We start from the raw sequence: 19,366 nt of genomic DNA on the forward strand, positions 1-19,366 counted from the left end.
TTATTGTTTTCTTTTTTTATTGTATAATTTCTATCGCTTATTTTTTCTGAATCCCCTATTTCATTTTGATAATGATAAATAGAGATTATTGAATAATATTATATGCCTGCTCCCTCAGAAAAAATTTCTTCCATCTCGGTTTTTTTAATTAACAAACCATTATTTTTCATTATTTTGGATGTATATCCTAATTCTTTAATCTGAGATTCCATCTCATTTTGACGTTTTAAAATTAAATCAATTACTTCTGCAACAGGATCAGGTAGTTTTCCATGATCTAAATCTATGGCGCATTTCCTATCTTCTTGAACAACCCTACCGGGTATTCCAACACAGGTAGCTCCATTAGGAATAGATTTTAATACAACTGATCCAGCACCTATTTTAGAGCAATTACCAATATTAATATTCCCAATTATTTTTGCTCCAGAACCAATAACTACCCCATCGCCAATAGTAGGGTGTCTTTTCTTTTTTTCCAGACTGGTACCGCCAAGAACGACCCCTTGATAAATTAATACATCATTTCCAACAACAGCAGTTTCACCTATAACAACACCCATCCCGTGATCAATAAAAACACGTCTTCCTACAGTTGCACCCGGGTGTATCTCGATACCTGAAAAAAACCTACCTAATGACGAAGTAAATCGACCGAAAAATAAAAAATTATGATTCCAGAACCAGTTAGCTAATCTATGAAACCAAATAGCGCATAGTCCGGGATAACAGAAAAAGATCTCAAGAGTGCTACGTGCAGCAGGATCTCTTAAACGTACCATTTCTATATCCTCTCTGATTCTTTCAAACATGAAAAATCACCTGTCCAAACATTAATGAAAAATGTAATAACTATTGTTATAGAGTCACTTGCATTTGTATTTAATGTATTGAGATTTATATGATGGTATCATAATTATTGTAGAGTTCTTCAAATACCCACTCCATAGATAGGTATCTTTCCCCAGTATCTGGTAAAACTGCTACAATTAATTTACCTTCATTTTCTTCTCTTTTAGCTAACTCCAGTGCAGCCCATGTAGCTGCACCTGAAGAAATACCAGCAAATATTCCTTCTTCACGAGCAAGTCGCAGTAAAGTTGAAGCAGCATCTTCATCTTTTACGGGAATAATCTCGTCAATTAAATCAGTTTTTAGAACATCCGGAACAAAACCAGCCCCTATACCTTGTATTTTGTGTGGACCTTTTATTCCAGTGGCTAATACTTGTGAAGTTTCTGGTTCTACAGCAACTGCCTTAAATCCAGGTTTTCTTTCCTTTAAAACTTCAGCTATACCCGTAATAGTGCCACCAGTACCTACACCTGCAACAATAATATCTGCTTTACCTTCAGTATCTCTCCAAATTTCTTCGGCAGTAGTTTCCCTGTGAATTTTAGGGTTTGCAGGGTTTTTAAATTGTTGAGGTAGCACAGCATTTGGTATTTCTTTGGCTAATTCTTCAGCTTTTGCAATTGCTCCAGGCATCCCATCTTCTCCGGGAGTTAAAACTATTTCTGCTCCAAACACTGCCAATAGTTTTCTTCGCTCTAAGGACATGGTGTCCGGCATTGTGAGTATTAATCTGTATCCTTTTGCAGCAGCAACAAAACCTAATGCAATTCCAGTGTTCCCACTGGTAGGTTCAATCAAAACAGAACCTTCTTTAATTATTCCTTGTTGTTCACCATATTCAATTAGAGAAACACCAATTCTATCTTTAACACTGCTGATTGGGTTGAATGATTCTACTTTTACCACAACATTAGCTTTAAGGCCAGTAGTCAATCGGTTTAATCGTACTAATGGAGTATTTCCTATAGTTTCTGTGATATCGTTTGCAATTCCTCTTTTGAGTTCTGGTATATTTACCATTTTTTCACCTGTTGTTATTTTTTAATTCTATTTTTTTTATATATATAACCATTGTTATATAACAATTGTTATAATAGTTTTGTATTAACCTTTATAAAGTTTTCGAATTTCATAAAATCAAATATGAAACACCATTAATCAAATTTAAATAGCTTTTTGCCATCTCAAAGCGTAATTTTCCACTTTATCAAAGACAATAGTGACCAGAATAACCACAACAGAAACAACAATCATTCCAGCCATTACTGCAGCATAATTAGCAAATTGTCCTTGTGACTGAAGATACCATCCTAAACCAGAGCTAGATCCAATAATTTCTGCTACCATTAATGTAATAAAAGAAATTATCAAACCAATTAGTGCTCCCTGAAAAATAGAAGGTGAAGCACCAGGCAACAATACTTTCCACATAATGGTTGAGTCTTTAAGCCCTAATGTTCTTGCAGAATTAATAAGACGATGATCAATATTAAATACACCACCTACTACTCCAACTAATATTGGCCAAAAAGCTCCAATGAATATAACAAATACTGATGAAGCAAAGAAGCTCGGAAGTAGTGCTATAGCATAGGGAATATAAACCGTTGGAGGTATAGGTCCTAAAGCTTTGGCAGTTGGATAAGCTACATCATGTAATCTTTTCTTCCATCCCATTAAAAGACCGATAGGAATAGCAATAATAACTGCCAGCATATAGCCCAACAAAAGTATAGAAAATGAACTAAATATACCAGTGATGATAGTAGAATAATCGGTTGCGTATACAGCAAATACATTCTCTGGTGGTTGCAATAAATTAGTGTCTATTAAAGCAAATCTAGTAACTATTTCCCATAGAATTATTACTAAACCTACTAAAAGAAAAATATCATTTATCTTTTGAGGATTTTCACGATTTATATACAGCTCCAGTAGAAATATAAGTGTTACTACTACTAAAACTCCGGCGAAAATTTCTTTTCCTAAAGCGTCTTGACCTGCAGGCACCATTAATGTTGCTAAAAATAACAACAAGAAAATACCAATGACTAAAAAAGTTTGTAGATTAAATTTTATATTCAATGTTGATGTTTTAGTATTTACTTTCATACTAACTCCCTCATGTGTTTTTCCTGTTCAGCTAATGCATCTAACATTTCTTCGTTTAAAAGCGACAGTAAATTTGATCTTAGTCGCATATATTCAATACATTTAACTAAATCCGTCCTGCAACGAGGCCTTTCAAAATCAACTTTGATTATTTCTTTTATTTGTCCAGGTGAAGGAGTCATAACAACAATTTTATCTGAAAGTAAAATAGCCTCATCAACATCATGAGTAACATATAATGTTGTTTCTCTTTTATCTCCCCTACTCCAAAGATATATTAATAAATCCTGCATATGGACTCTATTTAAGGCATCTAAAGCCCCAAAAGGTTCATCCATTAAGAAAACCTTTGGTTCAGTAGCAAACATGCGTGCAATAGCTAAGCGTTGCCTCATACCACCAGACAAAGTATTGGGAAATTTATTAGCAAAATTAGATAACCCCACAATATTCAAGTATTTTTTTGCCCTATCATCAATTTCTTTAGTTTTAAGTCCTTCATTAGTATGTTCAATAGCAAATTTCAAATTTTCATAAGAAGTCATCCACGGAAACAAAGAATAGTCCTGAAATACTATTCCTAAATCAGGACTTGGGCCTATAACTTCCCTATTTCCAACAACTACATTACCCTGAGTAGGTTTTTTTAAACCAGCAATTATATCAATTAAAGTACTTTTACCACACCCACTAGGGCCAATTATTGAAACAAATTCACCATCTTTTAAATGAAGGTTAATATTATGAAGTGCAGATGTAGAACTATCTTCCACATTATAATTCATAGAAATATTATTTATATCAATTTTTGTCATCTAAAAATCTCCTATTATTCAATAAAAAAAAATAGATAAAAAGGGAAATCCTTCAAATCATTTTATTTCCTATATTATTAACTGGATTTATTAGCTACACTAGAGAACGTAACATTAACATTCTGTTCTTGATACAGCTTTAAAAGATCTTGGTAATTAGTATTTTTAGGATTTTCTTGAGCTAACTGATCAAGAGCCTTTTTATATAGATCTGTGTTAATAGAATTCTCTAATGCCGTTGGGTTAGTTATATTAGAATATCCTAATACTTCCAGTAAATCCCAATATTTTAGAGTTCCTTTTTTATTAGGATCTGGAGATAATGACAGATGCCCATCATATAAAGCCTGTTTAAGAGCTTTAGGATCCATATTTACATATTTACCGACAACTTCCACAGTTCCAGTTTGATTTGTTTTGTAGTAGTCATAAGCCTTTATTAATGCTCTTTCAAATTTGACCCATTTATCTTCACTACCATTAACTTTTGCAGAAGTAGTAACTATTCTGCAGCATGGGTGATTAGGAATGTATTCATCAGAGTATTTTACTATAACCAGACCTTGCTGTTGAGCAGTGTACTGGAATGGTGGCCATACAAATCCAATAGGTGCTTTTCCAGTTTTAACTGCTTGTACAACATCAGCAGCAGTTTTAAATTCTACAAAATTAACTTTTGAGAGGTTAACTCCTGCTTCAGAAAGTGCTCCTTTGATAGTGACATCAGGGGTGGACATTTTTACAGTGGCTACTGTTTTTCCCTCAAAAGCCTTTGGATTGTTTTTTGTTGCAGTTGCAGTTGCATTATCTTTAGCAATAACTGCTGAATCTCCACCCATTGCTCCACCAATTATCACCAGATCTTTTCCATTATTAATGAAATTTAATGGTTCACCTACACCTCCAGCTTCAACATCTAATTTATCAGCTAGAAGTGCATTGATTTCATCAGGACCTGTTTGGAATTCATTTAAAGTTACATCCAGCCCTTCATCAGCAAAAAAACCTTTTTCTTTTGCAATAAAGTATAAACTATCACCCGTAGATGGAAGATAACCTACTCGTATCTGGTTAGCGCTGGATGTTCCTAATAACGAATAGGCTCCCACCAATACAGCTATTAAAACAATGACGCCAATTAATATTCCTATTTTTTTATTTACCATAATAATCCTCTTAATTTTTTATTTTAGTTAATTATATTCAATTTAATTAAGTAATACGATTTTATATTCATAATTACCATTTAAAAAGTCCATACGATATTTTAACATTAATTATTCAATTAATAACCCCCTTAAATTTCAATTCCTCAAAAGAGTCAGAAAAAACTCTTTATATAGTCAGCCAATCAAATTTAATATAACAATTGTTAATTTATGATCCATTTTTTAGTCTCTTAAATTGATAACTAAAAAATAAAAAACATTAATCACAACAGTTATTCATAGATGAATAAGTTTTATTTGAATCATTTTTTATCCCAGCAACTCCTGTCTGATTTTCAGCAGAATCTGCACATGATGAACATGAAAGATTATTTTTTGTTGAATTATTATTTTGATCGGAAATATCTACATTATTATTCCCAATAATAAAATAAACACTGGAAATGAAAGCTATGATGATTAACAATATTATAATAACAGTTTTTTGATTTAACATAAAATACCCACTATAAAATTTATTTAAAATGATAAAATAAAGTTAAATGTAATTTAACAATATTTTATCTTAAACTCCAGTTCCACCATCCTGAATTCCTTCGATTGCAGTTTTTTGTTCTAATAGCAGTTTGTTTACCCAAGTTGAACCCCAATCAGATAAATCATCAACATCAAATGGTCTTGGAATGAATTTTTGTTTGTTATTAATAACCTTTCGAGCCAGTTCCCTGTAAACTTCGGCCTGTTCGGATTCAGGAGCCCCTTCAATAGTGGTTTTTCCGTCTAATTCACATCGAGTAACAATTGGAGAACGAGGAACATATTCTATTACTTCAGTTTCAGTTTGTTGACTGAAATCTTGAATCATTTCCCTTTGTGCAATTTTACTAATGGAATTACCTATAATTCCACCTAATAACCCTCCCCCACTTCCAGAGTATTTCAAAATACCTTTAAATAAATTATTGACTGCATATATAGCCATATAATCCGATGAAGTTACAGTGTAAATTTGTTCGGCTAAACCTTGTCGAATAGGGATTGCGAAACCTCCACATACTACATCTCCTAAAACATCGTAAATAACGATATCAGGATCATATTCATCAATAACACCATTGTTATCCAGTAATTCAATAGCTGCGATAATTCCTCTTCCAGCACATCCTACACCAGGTTCTGGACCTCCTGCTTCAACACATAAAATGTCATTATAACCTTCATGAATTACAGATGAAAAATCATTGGATCCACTCCTTATTGTATCCATAACCGTTGGAATAGATTTTCCATGTCTTAAAGTATTAGTTGAATCGTTTTTAGGATCACATCCAACTTGCATTACTTTGTATCCAATATCTGACAAAGCTGCACTTAAATTGGAAGTAGTGGTTGATTTTCCTATTCCACCCTTCCCATAAATTGCAATCTGTTTTCTTTTACTCATGATAAATACCTCAATATCTAAATTCTTTTTTTTAACACCTTAAATCGTTTAAAATGATTATAATGTTGTTAATTGACTAAATTGAACAAAATACCGCTGATTATGATTAGAACTTGTTTTTTTACTATAATGGCATTAATTTCAATTTAATAACATAAAAAGAAAAAACAATCGAATTACCTTATTCCATTGCTTGAATCTCTTTAACACAATCTCATTTACATATAGAAGACCATAATCTATGCAATATCTTAGAGAGGACCTGCAAAATTACTGATATAATCCTCAATTAATCTCAATCCACCAGCATAACCTGCATAACTATCACCTAAAACAACCCTATTGAAAGAAGGAAATGCAACTGTAACATGAAGTGCTCCAAGTTCAGGGAGAGATGAATTAGCTTCCAGAGAACTTGCAAATAAGAATTGGAATGGTCGGTCCCTTAATTTTTCACGTGCAATATGTGAATCTGGTTCAAATTGAACTTCCGGAATGATTGTAGATTCTAGCCCTTCTGTTAAGGCCTTTAAAATATCTTCACGATATTCTTCAGGTGGGTTATCTGTTAACTGTATTAGATCTGGCAGATAGCCCATTTCATTTACCAAAAACTTATTAATAGCAATAGCTGTGTTACTATCCGCTGTTACTGCAAAGTAAGAGTGAGGACGTACAATTAAAAGAGCATCACCAGAATATTCTATGAATCTATATGATCTTTTTTCTTCTTGTTCAATAAATTCCTCTACTTTTTCAGAAGGCACATCAAGCTTTTCACCGACAGTTCTCAAGAAATGACTGGTTTGTTTAGGGCCTAAAGGCACACTTGGAAATTTAATAGAGGGAATTCCAAATTTCTCTTCTAATTTATCAGCAACACGATGTCCATTCCATGTGGAAAGAACAATATTATATTCCGCTGCAGGAAGTTCCTTTAGCTTTTCAAAACCATTTGGTTCTGTGAATATTATATTGGCTTTTACTCCAATTCTTTCTAAAAGTTTTTTAATAGAATCCAATTCACCTTTCCAGAAAATGTGTTGATAAGGTACCACACCTAAAATATTAACCACACCTTTTTCAGTTGGAAGGGGAGTTAATATTTGATCTATTAAAGCTTCAAAAAATATTTCATAACCTTCATATGAATTTCCATTGAATCCAGGAGCATTTATATGGAAAATTGGTATTTTATCTTCATATTCCCTGATAATCGCATCTACATCATCTCCAATAAGAGCTGGTATACATCCGGAAATTACTAAAAACCCATCACCCTCATAAACTTCAGAAGAAGCGTTGATTAATTTTCGGAGTTTATCTTCTCCTCCAAAAATTACGTGCTCTTCCACAAGTCCAGTGGTAGCAGTACTGGTTCCCCCTACAGGACCTCCTGCATTTTGACCTCCAGCATAGAGTTGTCCAAAAAGTTGTCCTAAACCACAACCCAAACCAGCATGGAGTAATGGAACTAAACCATAAACTCCTAGTGCAGTTCCATATGCTCCTCCCAGAGCACAGGAATATTTAGGTGCTTCTACAAACTCTTTTCCTAATTCATGACTACTGTATTCTGGCGTAGAATTATTTTTACTGTTTATTACATCTCCGTTTTCGTTAGAACTCATTTAGAAGACTCCCTATTTACATATTTTAATGGATTAGGCTGCTGGTACCATGAATCCTTGTAACTATCTGCTGTTTTTTCTTTCATTACATTTTCAAATGATTTATTTTCTAATGATTGAACTATAAACTCTCCAAATGCAATTGCACCAGCATAACCACTTTGAGTACTCCATGGATCTGCATCTCCCCGTAATGCATGCAAACGTGTAACTGATTTTTCCCTCTTGTATGCTCCACCCTGGAATGGGCAAGTTAAAGTAATATCTGGGTCTCTACTTCGTGTAATATGTCCTTGTTCAGCTGCCTGGAAAGTATTTACCAATATCTCAAAATCGCCTACATCATTTACCATGCTTTCAATATCATCTAATATGAGATTATCAAAGTCCTGAGTCAATGCTGCAGATGATTTCAATCCTAACTCATCAAAGTAAGGTATTTGAGATAATAAACGTCCCTGCCCAAGTGAACCAAGAACTTCCAGCCTTTCCCCATCATCTTTGTAGTTCAATAGTTTTTCTCTAATAGCTTGCAATTTTGGAACCCATATCTCATGTTCTTCTTTAATCAAAGCTTCAATTTCTGATTTTTTACCTGTATGTTTACCGATTTGTCTTAACCATTCATCAGTATTTTTTATTCCTACAGGTGAGGGATATAAAAAGTATGGAACATCAAATTCTTGTTTTAATCCTCTTGAAAGGTAATCAGTATAAGTTGGGCACAACGGAGCGGTTACAGCTGCTTCTGAAAGTTGTTCTAATTGTTCTACAGAAGCAAATTCTGGAATGAAATTCACTCTGAGGCCAACTTTTTCAATCAATCTTTTTATTTCTAAACGATCTTGCCATGTGTAAGAGAGCATACTTGCTACATTTACCAGATCTTTTTGTTTCTTCTCTGGTTTCTTAACCAGATATTTTAATACTCCATGCCAGAACGCGTCATAACCTGTTTGAACCAGTCTAGACCTCACACCTTCACAATGTACCGGAACTATCTTGGCCTTTACTTGAGGCTGAATTTCAGTAACTGATCCTTCAATATCCTCACCAATAACTCCTGAAGTACATGTAGTGAGTATGAAAATTGCTTTAGGATCATATCTTCTTTGAGCCTCTAAAACTGCATTTTTAAGCTTTTCACTTGCACCATAAACCACATCACTTTGCTGCAAGTTAGTGGTAATCCAATTTAATTCAAAATTGGGATCTCTACCCAGTTCAGGAGATACTGATCTAAATATTTCTCTGTATCCCAGAGAAGATGATGAACAACCTAATGGACCGTGATATATTATAGCTGCATCTCTAATTGTAGATACCCGTACTGTAAGGTAAAAGTTTAAAACACATCCCGAGGTTTGCTGCAGTTCCCTATCATAACATTTAGTTTTGCCTGCTTTTGCATCTTCAATCAACTGGGTGGCTTTACCATAATAAACATTGGTACCATTTGCCCTCTGCTCCCTGTTGGGGCAGGTATTTTTTTCCAGATCGATCTTATGGTCTGGATCATATTCTTTTGGTGGCATTCATTTTTCTCCATTATTTGTTTTTTTAACGACCATAGTTAACAATCGTTATATTTAAATTTCTGTTCTATCCCGGCCAATCACAAATATCAAAAAAACTAGATTCAAATCACTGCAATCTAGTTTAAATCATGTACTAGGAACATATAACAATTGTTATATAAAAACTTAACGATTGTTATATTATAATATAATAGTGACTAGAGCTTGGCAACAATATAAAATATTTCAATAGGACATAATAGTTTATTAAAAAATGCCTATTATCATATTATCCTAAGAACATTATATGGTGACTCTTACACCAATACTCTAATGACTAACTGTATATAACAATTGTTATATTATAAAAACTTATCGATTATTATGGAGAATTAAACAAAATTAGCTATTTGATTAAAGATTAACAACGTTATAATAAACAGATTTGTACACTATGACTTATCCGGAATCAAAATTGAGTTTAGATTTATTAAAAATAATTTATGATAATATTAACCGTAAAAATAAAAAAATTGATATTAGTTTTAAGTGAATTCATCCAAATTCTGACTTAATTCTATTAGTGCTTTTTCAATAAAATCAGGATAAATTAAAGGCATAGTACCGGAATTTTTCAATTTTTGAGAAGCTCCAGGACCTATTTGGCTAACGATTACCACTTTACAATCGGATAGAAGTTTAATTGTATCATTAGTAAAACTTTTCCCATCAGCCGCTCTATAAATACCACATGAAGGGTCATTTTCACGTAACTCTACAAATTCAAAATCTTTTGGACCTTTTATATCAAAGACTAAAAATTTGTCTGCCTTACCAAAGTGCTGATTAATAAATTTCCCATCTGTACTGGCAACGGCTACTCTAAAAGTCATTATATCACATTTTTATTAAAAATTAGATAAAATAAATTAATCTATTTTTTTGCCAGCTTCTGGTCCAGGTTGTACAGAGTATATTTCTTCAACAGTGAATAAAATTGCAGATTTAGGTTCCAGTTCTGTCATAACGTTTTGAGCCCATTCCACAACTTGATCAAAATATTCACCTGATTTAAAAATTTTAACTGATCCTTTAAATTGGTAAGGGAAGGATTTAGCATCAGAAATAATCAAAGATAATTTTGGATTTTCATGTAAATTTTTGATAGTTTTTTTCATATAATTATCAGCAATCAATATAGTTTTTTCATCTAAAGGTCTGGCAAACCCAATAGGTACAACATTAGGCACTCCTTCTTCATTAGCAGTGGATAAAAATACCAAATTTTTTTCAATAGCATCCATCATTTCTTCATTCATAACCATTTTATCACCATATAGTTCTAACTATCATTAAAATAAATAATTTTTGATAATAGTTAAATCACGCCTTAAAAATCAAATATCAAAATATTAATTTTTTGTTGTATCAAAAACTATTTAAATTAACAATAGTTATATAACCATTGTTATTATACTATTTAAATTAAATTGTTTAAAATAGCACAATTTAATGACAAAAAAATCTTAATATCAAATAAGAAAATGGAGGCTTTATAAATGGTAAAAATAAAATTCCTGGGTAAATTCAGAGAAATTACAGGAGAAAAAGAAATAGAAATAAATCATGAAGGCACCCTAGATGAACTATTGGTTATTCTAACTGAAAGATACAGCTCAGAATTTGCAGAATCACTATTCAATGAAGATGGTGAAATAAAAGACTATATGAAACTACTTATAAATGGGGAAGATCCTAATTCATTAGGAGAATATTTAATGCATGAAAAAGATGAACTGGTTATTTTCCAAACAATTGCAGGTGGTTAATTACTAATAGCTTGATTGTGAATCTTGAGAATTATTTTAAAATTTTTATTAATTGCTCCATGTTTTCTTTCCTAATGGGCAATACATGCTTTTTACCATTATAATTAAATTTAAATCGAGTGATCTTTGATTCGAATTCAAGTTCTCTCATATCACTTAATAAATATTTGATAACTTTTCCGGTTCTACTGGTTCCCCAAAAATTCTTGCGATACTCAACTAGATGGTCTTTGGTTATTTCAAGATCGAAGAAATCATCCTGAAAAAACAACAAAGTATCTTGAAAATTTTTCTCACATACAAGACAAAATTCCGCATTTTCAGGATTTCCAACACCACATTCAGGGCAAATCAAAGTATAATCCATCAATTCCGGATCTTTTTTGTGCATGGATATATTATATGTTTTTAAAAATAAAAAGATTGAGTATAGCCCTCTTCTATTATGATTTAAATTAAAAAAATTTTAAATCCAAATGTATATAACTATAACAATTGTTATAATAATGATATCAAATCTATGGGGAGTTACATGAAAATCGGATATTTGTCAACAGTATATCACACCTCACTTTTAATCAAAAACATGACTAAATCTATCAATGACGAAAATCTTGAATGGGAACTATTTCCAACCGGACCGGCCATGATAAATGCATTTTTTGCAGAAAAAATAGATCTAGGGTATATAGGTCTTCCACCAGTAATGATAGGAATAGATAATGGATTAAAAGTTAAATGTATTGCTGGTGGGCATGTAGAGGGAACTGTATTAGTAGCACCATCCCCCTATCAAACATATCATGACCTGGTTGAAGAAAAAGACGGAATTCTCAAAGAAGAAGTTTTTAATAAATTAATTTCTCAATTTAAAGGAAAAACAATAGGTGTTCCATCAAAAGGATGCATCCATGATGTAATATTAAGGAAAATATCAGCAAAATATTCAATTAAAATAAAGAATTACAGATGGGCAGATTTAATACCTTATGCTTTGGAAGAAGGCGAAATCGACGCAGGAGTAGGAACTCCCGCTATGGCAGTGGCAGCCAAAAAAATTGCTAATACTCAGGTAATAATGCCCCCAAAATGTTTATGGGCTAATAATCCCAGTTATGGGATAGTAGTAAAGGAAGAAATCATGAAAGAAAAAAAAGAATTCTTGAAAGATTTTTTAATAATTCACGAAAAAATGTCCCGAATGATAAATGAAACCCCTGAAAAAGTAGCGAAAATTGTTTCACAAGAATTAGGATTAGATGATGATTTTGCTTTAAAAACATTCAAAATATCAGCAAAATATTGTGCTAGCTTGCCCAATGAATTTATAGAATCCACAATGAAATTCATAGAACCCCTTAAACAATTAGGTTATTTAAATTCAGATTTAAGATTTGAAGACATATTTTACACAGAATTAATAGAAAAAATTCACCCTCAGAGTCCACATTACTAAAAAAAAACCTACTCAAAAAGCAATCAATTCTATTCTAATCCTCTTCAATTTATAAAGAGTAAAAAGAACAACATTTAAAAGCTTATTTACCATAATTAAGAATTAGTTTTAATTATTGAATGGGGACTAATATGAATTTAGATGATGGGAAGACAGTGATAAATCGTATTAAAGAAAAATTAAGTGGTGATAGTGAAGCTTCTGTGATGTATCTTCATGCAGCAGTAGCATTAATTGGTAGTATTTCTATTCTATTAACCCTGGAATATGAAGTGCTGAATTTATCCGAAGCCCACCATACATTTATTGTACTGGTGGAAAAGACATGTGTTATTATTGTGATAGCATATGTGGTTACCCGCCTTAAATTTTTCAAAGAGGTTCTGGAAAAGAAATTTACATTAACTAACCAGATAGTTCTTATAGTTATTTTTGGGTTGATCTCTATTTTTGGAACGTATTCTGGAATTGATATCTTCGGTGCCCATGCCAATGTAAGGGATTTAGGTCCTATGGTAGCGGGATTGGTAGGAGGTCCTGTGCTAGGTATCGGTTCTGCATTAATTGGGTCCCTGCATAGAATATTATTAGGCGGTTTTACAGTTGTACCCTGCACTATTGCAACTCTACTCTCAGGAACCCTAGCCGGATTAATCTATTATTTAAACAAAGGTAAATTCATCGGTATTCTCGGAGCAGTTGTTTTTGCTTCATTAATGGAAGTACTGCACATGCTCCTTACTTTATTACTTGCAACCCCGTATACTCAGGCTGTGGAAGTTGTAGAAATTGTAAGTGGTCCCATGATCTTCGCCAATGCTCTGGGAATGTTAATTTTTGCATTTATGATTTCAAACCAGTTAAGAGAATTAAAAACCGTCAGGGAACGGGATGAATATCACGATGAATTAGAAAGGAAAAAGCACGAATTAGAACTTGCAGGTAAAATACAAAATAGTTTTTTGCCGGAAAATATCCCTCATATGGATGATTTTGAAGTAGATATATTAAATATATCATCCAAAGAAGCCAGCAGTGATTTTTTCGATTTCATACCCATTAATGATAAAAAAGTAGGGCTTACCATTGCCAATGTGTTTGGAGAAAGTTTCCCTACAACTCTCTTAATGGCACTATCCAAAACAATAATGAGAAACGAAGCACCTCATAAAAACCCTAATCTTTTACTGGATTATCTTAATCGTTTAATTTCACCGGATATAAGTTCTGAGATCAAAATAACCATATTATATGGAATATTAGATCTAAAAAACAGGATTTTTTCATATTCCAATGCAGCTCATCGCCCACCCATACTATTCCAATCTTCTGAAAATAAGGTGAAAAAGTTACATCAGGATGATGAAATTTTAGGTAAAATGCAGGAATTGAATCTTAAAACCTACCAAATAGAGTTAAAAAAGGGTGACGGATTAATATTCTATACAGATGGCCTTTTAAAATTATTTAATAAAGATAATAGTATGGCCATGAATAATTTAATGTCATTTATCCATGAAAATCAGAATATAAATCATGAAAACTTAATAAAAAAAATTAAAGACCATATAGATGGATTACTGGAAGAAACTCCCCTAAAAGACAACATAATAATGATAATTATCACCGCAAAAAAAGATTAAAAGGTTGAATGCGAATAAAATGAAATGAAGATAGATAAGTAATTTTTTTAAAAAGGAAAGTGTGAATTAAAGGTTTGAATGGTTTGCAAAAAATTGAAAGATGACTATTTAACTAATATCCTCAATGTATATTATTTTTTCATCCTTAAATTTTAATATAGATCTACCATCCATCTCTACTTTTTCCCCTTTTGACGGACCTTCTGGTATATCTACCGCTAAAATACCCATAAAATTAAGTTTTACATCCATAACCTCATCTTCAAATGTGATTTCTTTGAGTGTGATTTCTCTTTTTTCAAATAAATCCACTGCATGGTTTGCTTGGTTAGTGAATGATTTTTTCCCACTTAAAGACAATGTAACATGTCCCTGAGATACATTTCTAAATTCCACATTATCGTGGAGATAAGAAACCATTTTATCCACTTGAAAATCGTTATAAGCCTTAAAATATGATTCTACAATACTTTTCATTTCATTATTTTCCATGTTATGCCTCAAATTCTCTTTAGAAATTAATTAATTAACTTAATCAATAAAAGTTTTTGGAAAAGAAAATTGATTTTTGCGAAAAATGGGATAATAATTAATTAAAGCTCATGGTAAATTTATAAACAAATCAATATAATTTATAAGTCAATTTTAATCAATTAAAATAAGTAATTTGGATTATGTAAAGTGAATACTATGATGAAATTTGCGGATATAAATGTGAGGATAATTAAATTAACATTCAAAAGCCGTTTTTTATTGGCTAGAACCTGTAATAAAATACCCCTCCTTGCAAAAATAGTGGAAAAACTATTTTTTGAAGGGGATGATATAATGGTACTTCCCCGAGATGAAAGTCTTAAATCTTCATCGTCAAAAATTTTTATCACTCTTTCTGATCCTATAAAATTAAATTCACAAAATATCAACTTGAAATCCGTTGATTCTTTAGTAACTAAAGAAGTTGAAATTAATGAAAAAATCCCTTTTTCTCGAGAAGATATTATTCTTCCCAGTGAAATATTAAAAGAAATGATTAAAAAATCCAAATATCACTTCATTATGGATTCGTGTATTTGTAGGGTTTCTAATGATTGTGAAGACTATCCTAAAGAATTAGGATGTTTATTTTTAGGAAAAGGAGCAACAAGAGTTTCTACTAATCTGGGGAAATTAGTTTCTAAAGAAGAAGCTCTGGAATATATTAACACCTGTCAAAAAGCGGGTTTAAATCATATTATTGGTAGAAATAAAATCGACAGTGTGTGGTTAAATACTGGCCCTAAAGAAGAACTTTTATCAATTTGTGCATGTTGCCCCTGCTGTTGTCTATGGAAAATGACCCCTGATCTTCCAAAAGAGATTAGAAAAAGTTTCACCCCTATGATTGGGGCTGAATTATTATTTAATCCAGATCTATGCGTTGGTTGTGGAAAATGTGCTAAAGACAGGTGTTTTTTAGATGCTGTTAAAATTAAAAATGGGAAAGCTGAGATAAATCAAGACATATGCCGCTGTTGTGGACGGTGTGTAGAATCTTGCATTCAAGGCGCTATAAATATTAAAATAAAAGATGATGCTTTTGAAGAATCATTGGCACATGTTGAAAGATTGGTGGATGTGGAATCAAAATAAACTACTTCTCTTTTTTAGTTTCCATTCTTTTAAATCCATAATAGATCAGGGCCACACAGATAGTAAGGCCCACTAACGCTGGAATAATTATTGAAGTTCCCGATTCTCCACCAAATGCCACACTCCAAATTATTTTTAGTAATGCCATTAAAACAATAACCATTATCCCAAAAAGTAAATTTCGCTTCCAGAAAGCCGCTCCAAGGGCTATGAATGATACTGGAACCATTAATGCGATTAATATTTTAGATAAAGTCCAGCCACCAGTTAAATAATCCATTTCCATTTGCAGAAATTGCAAAGATTGTGGGTTGGCTACTTCAACTTCTGGAAAGTAGAACATACTGGTTAAAAGGAAGAATATTGTGGCTGAAATACCAGCCCAACTCCGTTTATATGCAAAATAACAGAATGGTATTAAAAACAAAGGTCTTATATACCAACTTAAAATGTTTTGATGTCTTTGAAAAGCCCAACTGAAAAACTCAGAGCTAAATATCATTAAAAGTAAAAAAATTATAGTGAAAAGAGCAAATATCAAGGCAATTAATTTATCGTATTCTCTTAATTTTAAATTTTTCATAAATAGCCCCACCATCAATCACTTAAAATTTACTATCTACAAAGGAATTATTAATATTATTTATATACATGACCAAGCAGTGTTCCATTGATTATGCAATCAAAATCAATTAATTCGTCCCATCCCGCTTCTTTGAACATATCCATATAACACAATCCAATTAATTTACCATTATCCTTTAGAACCTGATCAATTAATGATTTTAACTCGTTAACATCTACATTGGCTTTGGGCATGGATAATCCCCCTAAAAGAGCCACCACATCAGCATGAGGATCTGCAGGCCCGGTTAGTTGCATTCCCTGTGGAGTCATTTCTAATAAGCGAGCACTACTAATATCTGTTAATGTTATAAAACAAGACTTTTTATCGCGTACAGCATAGGCAAAGAGCTCGGCAAATGGGGTACAAACACCCGGGACCCCTATAAAAGTTATTTTTTCTGCATCAGCTACTTCATCTTTGAAAGCTATGATATTTCCATTTAAACCTTTAAATTCACTTATTTTTTGCATAAAAATCCCATTTAAGATTTGTAGCTATAGTAATATAAATTTTATTAGGATAACGATTCAATAAAGAGGCAATGATTTAGTTACCTTATCTGATTTAAACTCTTTTACCATAATCTGCTTCTTTAAATATTATCTTAAATTTTGTTCCCTGCGATCTATCTAACTCTATTTCTCCACCAACCTGTTTTACCAAATTATTTATTAACCTGAGGCCCAGTGTTTTTTTATTTTCAAAACTTATCTCTTTAGCCAACCCCACCCCATTATCAGATAGAGTTAATAAATAATCATCGGGCAGTTTTTTAAAAGTAATAGATATTTTACCAGCTCTTCCACGAGGAAATGCATATTTAAAAGAGTTAGTTACGATTTCATTTATTATTAACCCACATGGTGTGGCTGTTTCCATATTTAAATAAACATCCTCAATATCCAGGGAAAGATCTATTTTTTGACCGATATTTTTATAAGTTAAGGTTAAGTTCTTAATTATATTCTCAATATAATGTTTCATATTTACTTTAGACAGGTTTTTGGATTGGTATAATAGTTCATGGATTAAAGCGATAGTTTGGATTCGGTTTTGAATCTCCAAAAGCGTGTTTTTTGTTTTATCATCATCTATAGTGAAGGAAAGAAGGGTTATTAAGCTGGAAATTATTTGAAGATGGTTTTTCACCCTGTGGTGAATTTCCATGAGAAGAATATTTTTCTCATCTAATGACTTTTTCAACGCCTCTTCAGATGTTTTACGTTCTGAAACATCCCTAATAATCGCTGCAAAAACAGGGCCACTCTTTCCTTGCCATTGCGTAACTGATTCTTCTAAAGGAATTTCTTTACCATCTTTTCGAAGGCCTAAGGTTTCATGGATCTGATTTTTAAAGCTTTCATCTGAAATCTTCTGGGACAATTCATTTTTATAAAATTGGACTAACTGAGGAGGTATTATAAATTCTATATCCTGGTTAATAGCTTCTTCTGCAGTATAACCATAAATTCGCTCTGCACCGGTGTTCCATTGGGCGATTTTATTATTTTCATTGGTGATTACTATGGCATCAATTGAATTTTCAATTATGGCCTTAAATTTCATCTCATTTTCCTCAGCAATTAGGCGATTTTTTTCAGCGGTATGATGGGCTCTTTTTATTTCTTCCATCTGTAAAAACTGCCTCATAACAACCAATCCAATTGCAGCCCCGGCTGCCATTAACATGCTTAAAAAAATACGTTGATTATACAAATAAATTAATAAAAGCATTATATATGCTAAAATACCGAAAAACAAGGGTATGTGGTGATTAAAACTTAGGTTCATATACCATGCTTTATTAGAACAATCGTGGATGATTTTTGGTTGATTTTGAGTGATCTGTAAAACTGCAGCAGCCCCTATGAACATATAACTGCTCAACATTAAAATATCTGGAATTCCCCCAGCTGTATAATTTCCCTGAACAATGAAGTAAGCAAATATTGCGGTGGAAACGGCTTGCAATGTGGCGGATATTAGTAGAAATGATATTGGTCTATTTTTTATCTGGCCTGCATTTCTAAGGAATACTCCTATTATGCTGTAACATAAAGCAAATTCAATAAGTACAAAAATTACAGTACATACTACGGTAATGATATCTGTCATTCCAAATCTAACAATTCTATCTACAATGAGAGTCCATAATGCAATGAACAAAATACACATTACAATCCCAATATCTGCAATCCGCCTCATCTGTTGGAGTTTAGGGATTTGAGGGTGAGGAAAAGCCACAAGTGCTGCGGATAAGAATATTACATGGGTCATGAATAAAATAATGGTGGTTATGAAATCTAAAGAAATTCCAAATCCAATATTCCAAACAGCCCAAAGAAAATCCAGCACGAATAGAACAATCTGGGATGTGAAAAGAAGCCACCATGCTTTTTTTGCACTTTTATTGTATTCTTTTGATTTAATGGCTGCAAAATAAATTAAAACTAATACTGCAACATTAGCTAATGGTAAAATTGAATTGCTGAAATTGCTTCTAATAGAATCATTATTGATTAGGGTGATTAGTATTATGATATAAATTACCAAAAAAGAAACTGCAATTTTAAAAAAATCTTTAAAGGTTATATTTAGTTTCTCTATGATAACACTACCCTAATTAGGTGTTTAAAAC

Annotated in this window: 20 protein-coding genes; 4 read left to right on the plus strand and 16 right to left on the minus strand. The window is 32.2% G+C overall.

Going from position 1 to position 19,366, the window contains the following annotated elements:
- Positions 1-98: 98 nt before the first annotated feature.
- From cysE to MXE27_RS01805, 11 genes are all read right to left on the minus strand, one after another.
- Positions 99-812 carry a serine O-acetyltransferase gene (cysE, locus tag MXE27_RS01755; RefSeq protein WP_248610679.1) on the minus strand — a complete coding sequence of 238 codons (714 nt, stop codon included), beginning with the start codon at positions 810-812 and terminating at the stop codon, positions 99-101.
- A gap of 85 nt (positions 813-897) precedes the next feature.
- The gene (gene cysK / locus MXE27_RS01760) at positions 898-1,875 is read right to left on the minus strand and encodes a cysteine synthase A (protein ID WP_248610680.1); all 978 of its coding nucleotides are present in this window, start codon (positions 1,873-1,875) and stop codon (positions 898-900) included.
- A gap of 144 nt (positions 1,876-2,019) precedes the next feature.
- Positions 2,020-2,967, minus strand: coding sequence for an ABC transporter permease (locus tag MXE27_RS01765; RefSeq protein WP_248610681.1), 948 nt, complete (start codon positions 2,965-2,967; stop codon positions 2,020-2,022).
- Positions 2,964-3,782 (minus strand): ABC transporter ATP-binding protein, encoded by an 819-nt coding sequence (locus MXE27_RS01770; RefSeq protein WP_248610682.1) that lies wholly within the window; start codon positions 3,780-3,782, stop codon positions 2,964-2,966. Before MXE27_RS01770 ends, MXE27_RS01765 begins: the two co-directional genes overlap by 4 nt.
- A gap of 77 nt (positions 3,783-3,859) precedes the next feature.
- A complete protein-coding gene (locus tag MXE27_RS01775; protein WP_248610683.1) occupies positions 3,860-4,948 on the minus strand; it encodes an ABC transporter substrate-binding protein in 1,089 nt (362 codons plus the stop codon).
- A gap of 262 nt (positions 4,949-5,210) precedes the next feature.
- Positions 5,211-5,447 carry a hypothetical protein gene (locus MXE27_RS01780; RefSeq protein ID WP_248610684.1) on the minus strand — a complete coding sequence of 79 codons (237 nt, stop codon included), beginning with the start codon at positions 5,445-5,447 and terminating at the stop codon, positions 5,211-5,213.
- Positions 5,448-5,516: 69 nt separating this feature from the next.
- Positions 5,517-6,395 carry a nucleotide-binding protein gene (locus tag MXE27_RS01785; protein ID WP_248610685.1) on the minus strand — a complete coding sequence of 293 codons (879 nt, stop codon included), beginning with the start codon at positions 6,393-6,395 and terminating at the stop codon, positions 5,517-5,519.
- A 251-nt stretch (positions 6,396-6,646) separates the two neighbouring features.
- Positions 6,647-8,026, minus strand: a complete 1,380-nt coding sequence (locus MXE27_RS01790; protein ID WP_248610686.1) for a nitrogenase component 1 — start codon at positions 8,024-8,026, stop codon at positions 6,647-6,649.
- Positions 8,023-9,561, minus strand: coding sequence for a nitrogenase component 1 (locus tag MXE27_RS01795; RefSeq protein WP_248610687.1), 1,539 nt, complete (start codon positions 9,559-9,561; stop codon positions 8,023-8,025). The genes MXE27_RS01790 and MXE27_RS01795 overlap by 4 nt, the downstream gene beginning before the upstream one ends.
- Before the next feature lie 527 nt (positions 9,562-10,088).
- Positions 10,089-10,436 carry a NifB/NifX family molybdenum-iron cluster-binding protein gene (locus MXE27_RS01800; protein ID WP_248610688.1) on the minus strand — a complete coding sequence of 116 codons (348 nt, stop codon included), beginning with the start codon at positions 10,434-10,436 and terminating at the stop codon, positions 10,089-10,091.
- Between the two features lie 36 nt (positions 10,437-10,472).
- On the minus strand, positions 10,473-10,868 hold the full coding sequence (locus tag MXE27_RS01805) for a pyridoxamine 5'-phosphate oxidase family protein (protein ID WP_248610689.1): 396 nt from the start codon (positions 10,866-10,868) through the stop codon (positions 10,473-10,475).
- Positions 10,869-11,102: 234 nt separating this feature from the next.
- On the opposite strand from MXE27_RS01805, the gene MXE27_RS01810 reads away from it, so the two are divergent.
- Complete coding sequence (locus MXE27_RS01810) at positions 11,103-11,372, plus strand: MoaD/ThiS family protein (RefSeq protein WP_248610690.1); 270 nt, start codon at positions 11,103-11,105, stop codon at positions 11,370-11,372.
- 31 nt (positions 11,373-11,403) lie between these two features.
- On the opposite strand, the gene MXE27_RS01815 is transcribed toward MXE27_RS01810, so the two are convergent.
- Positions 11,404-11,763 carry a zinc ribbon domain-containing protein gene (locus MXE27_RS01815; protein ID WP_248610691.1) on the minus strand — a complete coding sequence of 120 codons (360 nt, stop codon included), beginning with the start codon at positions 11,761-11,763 and terminating at the stop codon, positions 11,404-11,406.
- A 141-nt stretch (positions 11,764-11,904) separates the two neighbouring features.
- Between MXE27_RS01815 and MXE27_RS01820 the strand changes: the two genes are divergently transcribed.
- Together MXE27_RS01820 and MXE27_RS01825 are read left to right on the plus strand one after the other, a co-directional pair.
- Positions 11,905-12,828 (plus strand): ABC transporter substrate-binding protein, encoded by a 924-nt coding sequence (locus MXE27_RS01820; RefSeq protein ID WP_248610692.1) that lies wholly within the window; start codon positions 11,905-11,907, stop codon positions 12,826-12,828.
- A gap of 131 nt (positions 12,829-12,959) precedes the next feature.
- Entirely contained in the window at positions 12,960-14,471 is a 1,512-nt protein-coding gene (locus tag MXE27_RS01825) for a PP2C family protein-serine/threonine phosphatase (RefSeq protein ID WP_248610693.1), read from the plus strand.
- A 108-nt stretch (positions 14,472-14,579) separates the two neighbouring features.
- Here MXE27_RS01825 and MXE27_RS01830 read toward each other — a convergent pair whose 3' ends face one another.
- Positions 14,580-14,963, minus strand: coding sequence for a nuclear transport factor 2 family protein (locus MXE27_RS01830; RefSeq protein WP_248610694.1), 384 nt, complete (start codon positions 14,961-14,963; stop codon positions 14,580-14,582).
- A gap of 198 nt (positions 14,964-15,161) precedes the next feature.
- On the opposite strand from MXE27_RS01830, the gene MXE27_RS01835 reads away from it, so the two are divergent.
- Entirely contained in the window at positions 15,162-16,100 is a 939-nt protein-coding gene (locus MXE27_RS01835; RefSeq protein WP_248610695.1) for a 4Fe-4S ferredoxin, read from the plus strand.
- Between the two features lies 1 nt (position 16,101).
- Here MXE27_RS01835 and MXE27_RS01840 read toward each other — a convergent pair whose 3' ends face one another.
- The 3 genes from MXE27_RS01840 to MXE27_RS01850 all read right to left on the minus strand — a co-directional run bounded on the left by MXE27_RS01840 (position 16,102) and on the right by MXE27_RS01850 (position 19,281).
- Complete coding sequence (locus MXE27_RS01840) at positions 16,102-16,683, minus strand: hypothetical protein (RefSeq protein ID WP_248610696.1); 582 nt, start codon at positions 16,681-16,683, stop codon at positions 16,102-16,104.
- A gap of 56 nt (positions 16,684-16,739) precedes the next feature.
- Complete coding sequence (locus MXE27_RS01845) at positions 16,740-17,198, minus strand: DUF2124 domain-containing protein (protein WP_248610697.1); 459 nt, start codon at positions 17,196-17,198, stop codon at positions 16,740-16,742.
- 94 nt (positions 17,199-17,292) lie between these two features.
- Positions 17,293-19,281 carry a sensor histidine kinase gene (locus tag MXE27_RS01850; RefSeq protein ID WP_248610698.1) on the minus strand — a complete coding sequence of 663 codons (1,989 nt, stop codon included), beginning with the start codon at positions 19,279-19,281 and terminating at the stop codon, positions 17,293-17,295.
- Between the last annotated feature and the right edge of the window lie 85 nt (positions 19,282-19,366).

It is taken from the genome of Methanobacterium alcaliphilum (assembly GCF_023227715.1).
Taxonomy (GTDB): Archaea; Methanobacteriota; Methanobacteria; order Methanobacteriales; family Methanobacteriaceae; genus Methanobacterium_E; species Methanobacterium_E alcaliphilum.

Excerpts from the sequence above, each read along its gene's own strand:
- cysE (WP_248610679.1), bottom strand. The coding sequence starts at position 812 with ATGTTTGAAAGAATCAGAGAGGATATAGAAATGGTACGTTTAAGAGAT.
- cysK (WP_248610680.1), bottom strand. The coding sequence starts at position 1,875 with ATGGTAAATATACCAGAACTCAAAAGAGGAATTGCAAACGATATCACA.
- MXE27_RS01765 (WP_248610681.1), bottom strand. The coding sequence starts at position 2,967 with ATGAAAGTAAATACTAAAACATCAACATTGAATATAAAATTTAATCTA.
- MXE27_RS01770 (WP_248610682.1), bottom strand. The coding sequence starts at position 3,782 with ATGACAAAAATTGATATAAATAATATTTCTATGAATTATAATGTGGAA.
- MXE27_RS01775 (WP_248610683.1), bottom strand. The coding sequence starts at position 4,948 with ATGGTAAATAAAAAAATAGGAATATTAATTGGCGTCATTGTTTTAATA.
- MXE27_RS01780 (WP_248610684.1), bottom strand. The coding sequence starts at position 5,447 with ATGTTAAATCAAAAAACTGTTATTATAATATTGTTAATCATCATAGCT.
- MXE27_RS01785 (WP_248610685.1), bottom strand. The coding sequence starts at position 6,395 with ATGAGTAAAAGAAAACAGATTGCAATTTATGGGAAGGGTGGAATAGGA.
- MXE27_RS01790 (WP_248610686.1), bottom strand. The coding sequence starts at position 8,026 with ATGAGTTCTAACGAAAACGGAGATGTAATAAACAGTAAAAATAATTCT.
- MXE27_RS01795 (WP_248610687.1), bottom strand. The coding sequence starts at position 9,561 with ATGCCACCAAAAGAATATGATCCAGACCATAAGATCGATCTGGAAAAA.
- MXE27_RS01800 (WP_248610688.1), bottom strand. The coding sequence starts at position 10,436 with ATGACTTTTAGAGTAGCCGTTGCCAGTACAGATGGGAAATTTATTAAT.
- MXE27_RS01805 (WP_248610689.1), bottom strand. The coding sequence starts at position 10,868 with ATGGTTATGAATGAAGAAATGATGGATGCTATTGAAAAAAATTTGGTA.
- MXE27_RS01810 (WP_248610690.1), top strand. The coding sequence starts at position 11,103 with ATGGTAAAAATAAAATTCCTGGGTAAATTCAGAGAAATTACAGGAGAA.
- MXE27_RS01815 (WP_248610691.1), bottom strand. The coding sequence starts at position 11,763 with ATGCACAAAAAAGATCCGGAATTGATGGATTATACTTTGATTTGCCCT.
- MXE27_RS01820 (WP_248610692.1), top strand. The coding sequence starts at position 11,905 with ATGAAAATCGGATATTTGTCAACAGTATATCACACCTCACTTTTAATC.
- MXE27_RS01825 (WP_248610693.1), top strand. The coding sequence starts at position 12,960 with ATGAATTTAGATGATGGGAAGACAGTGATAAATCGTATTAAAGAAAAA.
- MXE27_RS01830 (WP_248610694.1), bottom strand. The coding sequence starts at position 14,963 with ATGGAAAATAATGAAATGAAAAGTATTGTAGAATCATATTTTAAGGCT.
- MXE27_RS01835 (WP_248610695.1), top strand. The coding sequence starts at position 15,162 with ATGATGAAATTTGCGGATATAAATGTGAGGATAATTAAATTAACATTC.
- MXE27_RS01840 (WP_248610696.1), bottom strand. The coding sequence starts at position 16,683 with ATGAAAAATTTAAAATTAAGAGAATACGATAAATTAATTGCCTTGATA.
- MXE27_RS01845 (WP_248610697.1), bottom strand. The coding sequence starts at position 17,198 with ATGCAAAAAATAAGTGAATTTAAAGGTTTAAATGGAAATATCATAGCT.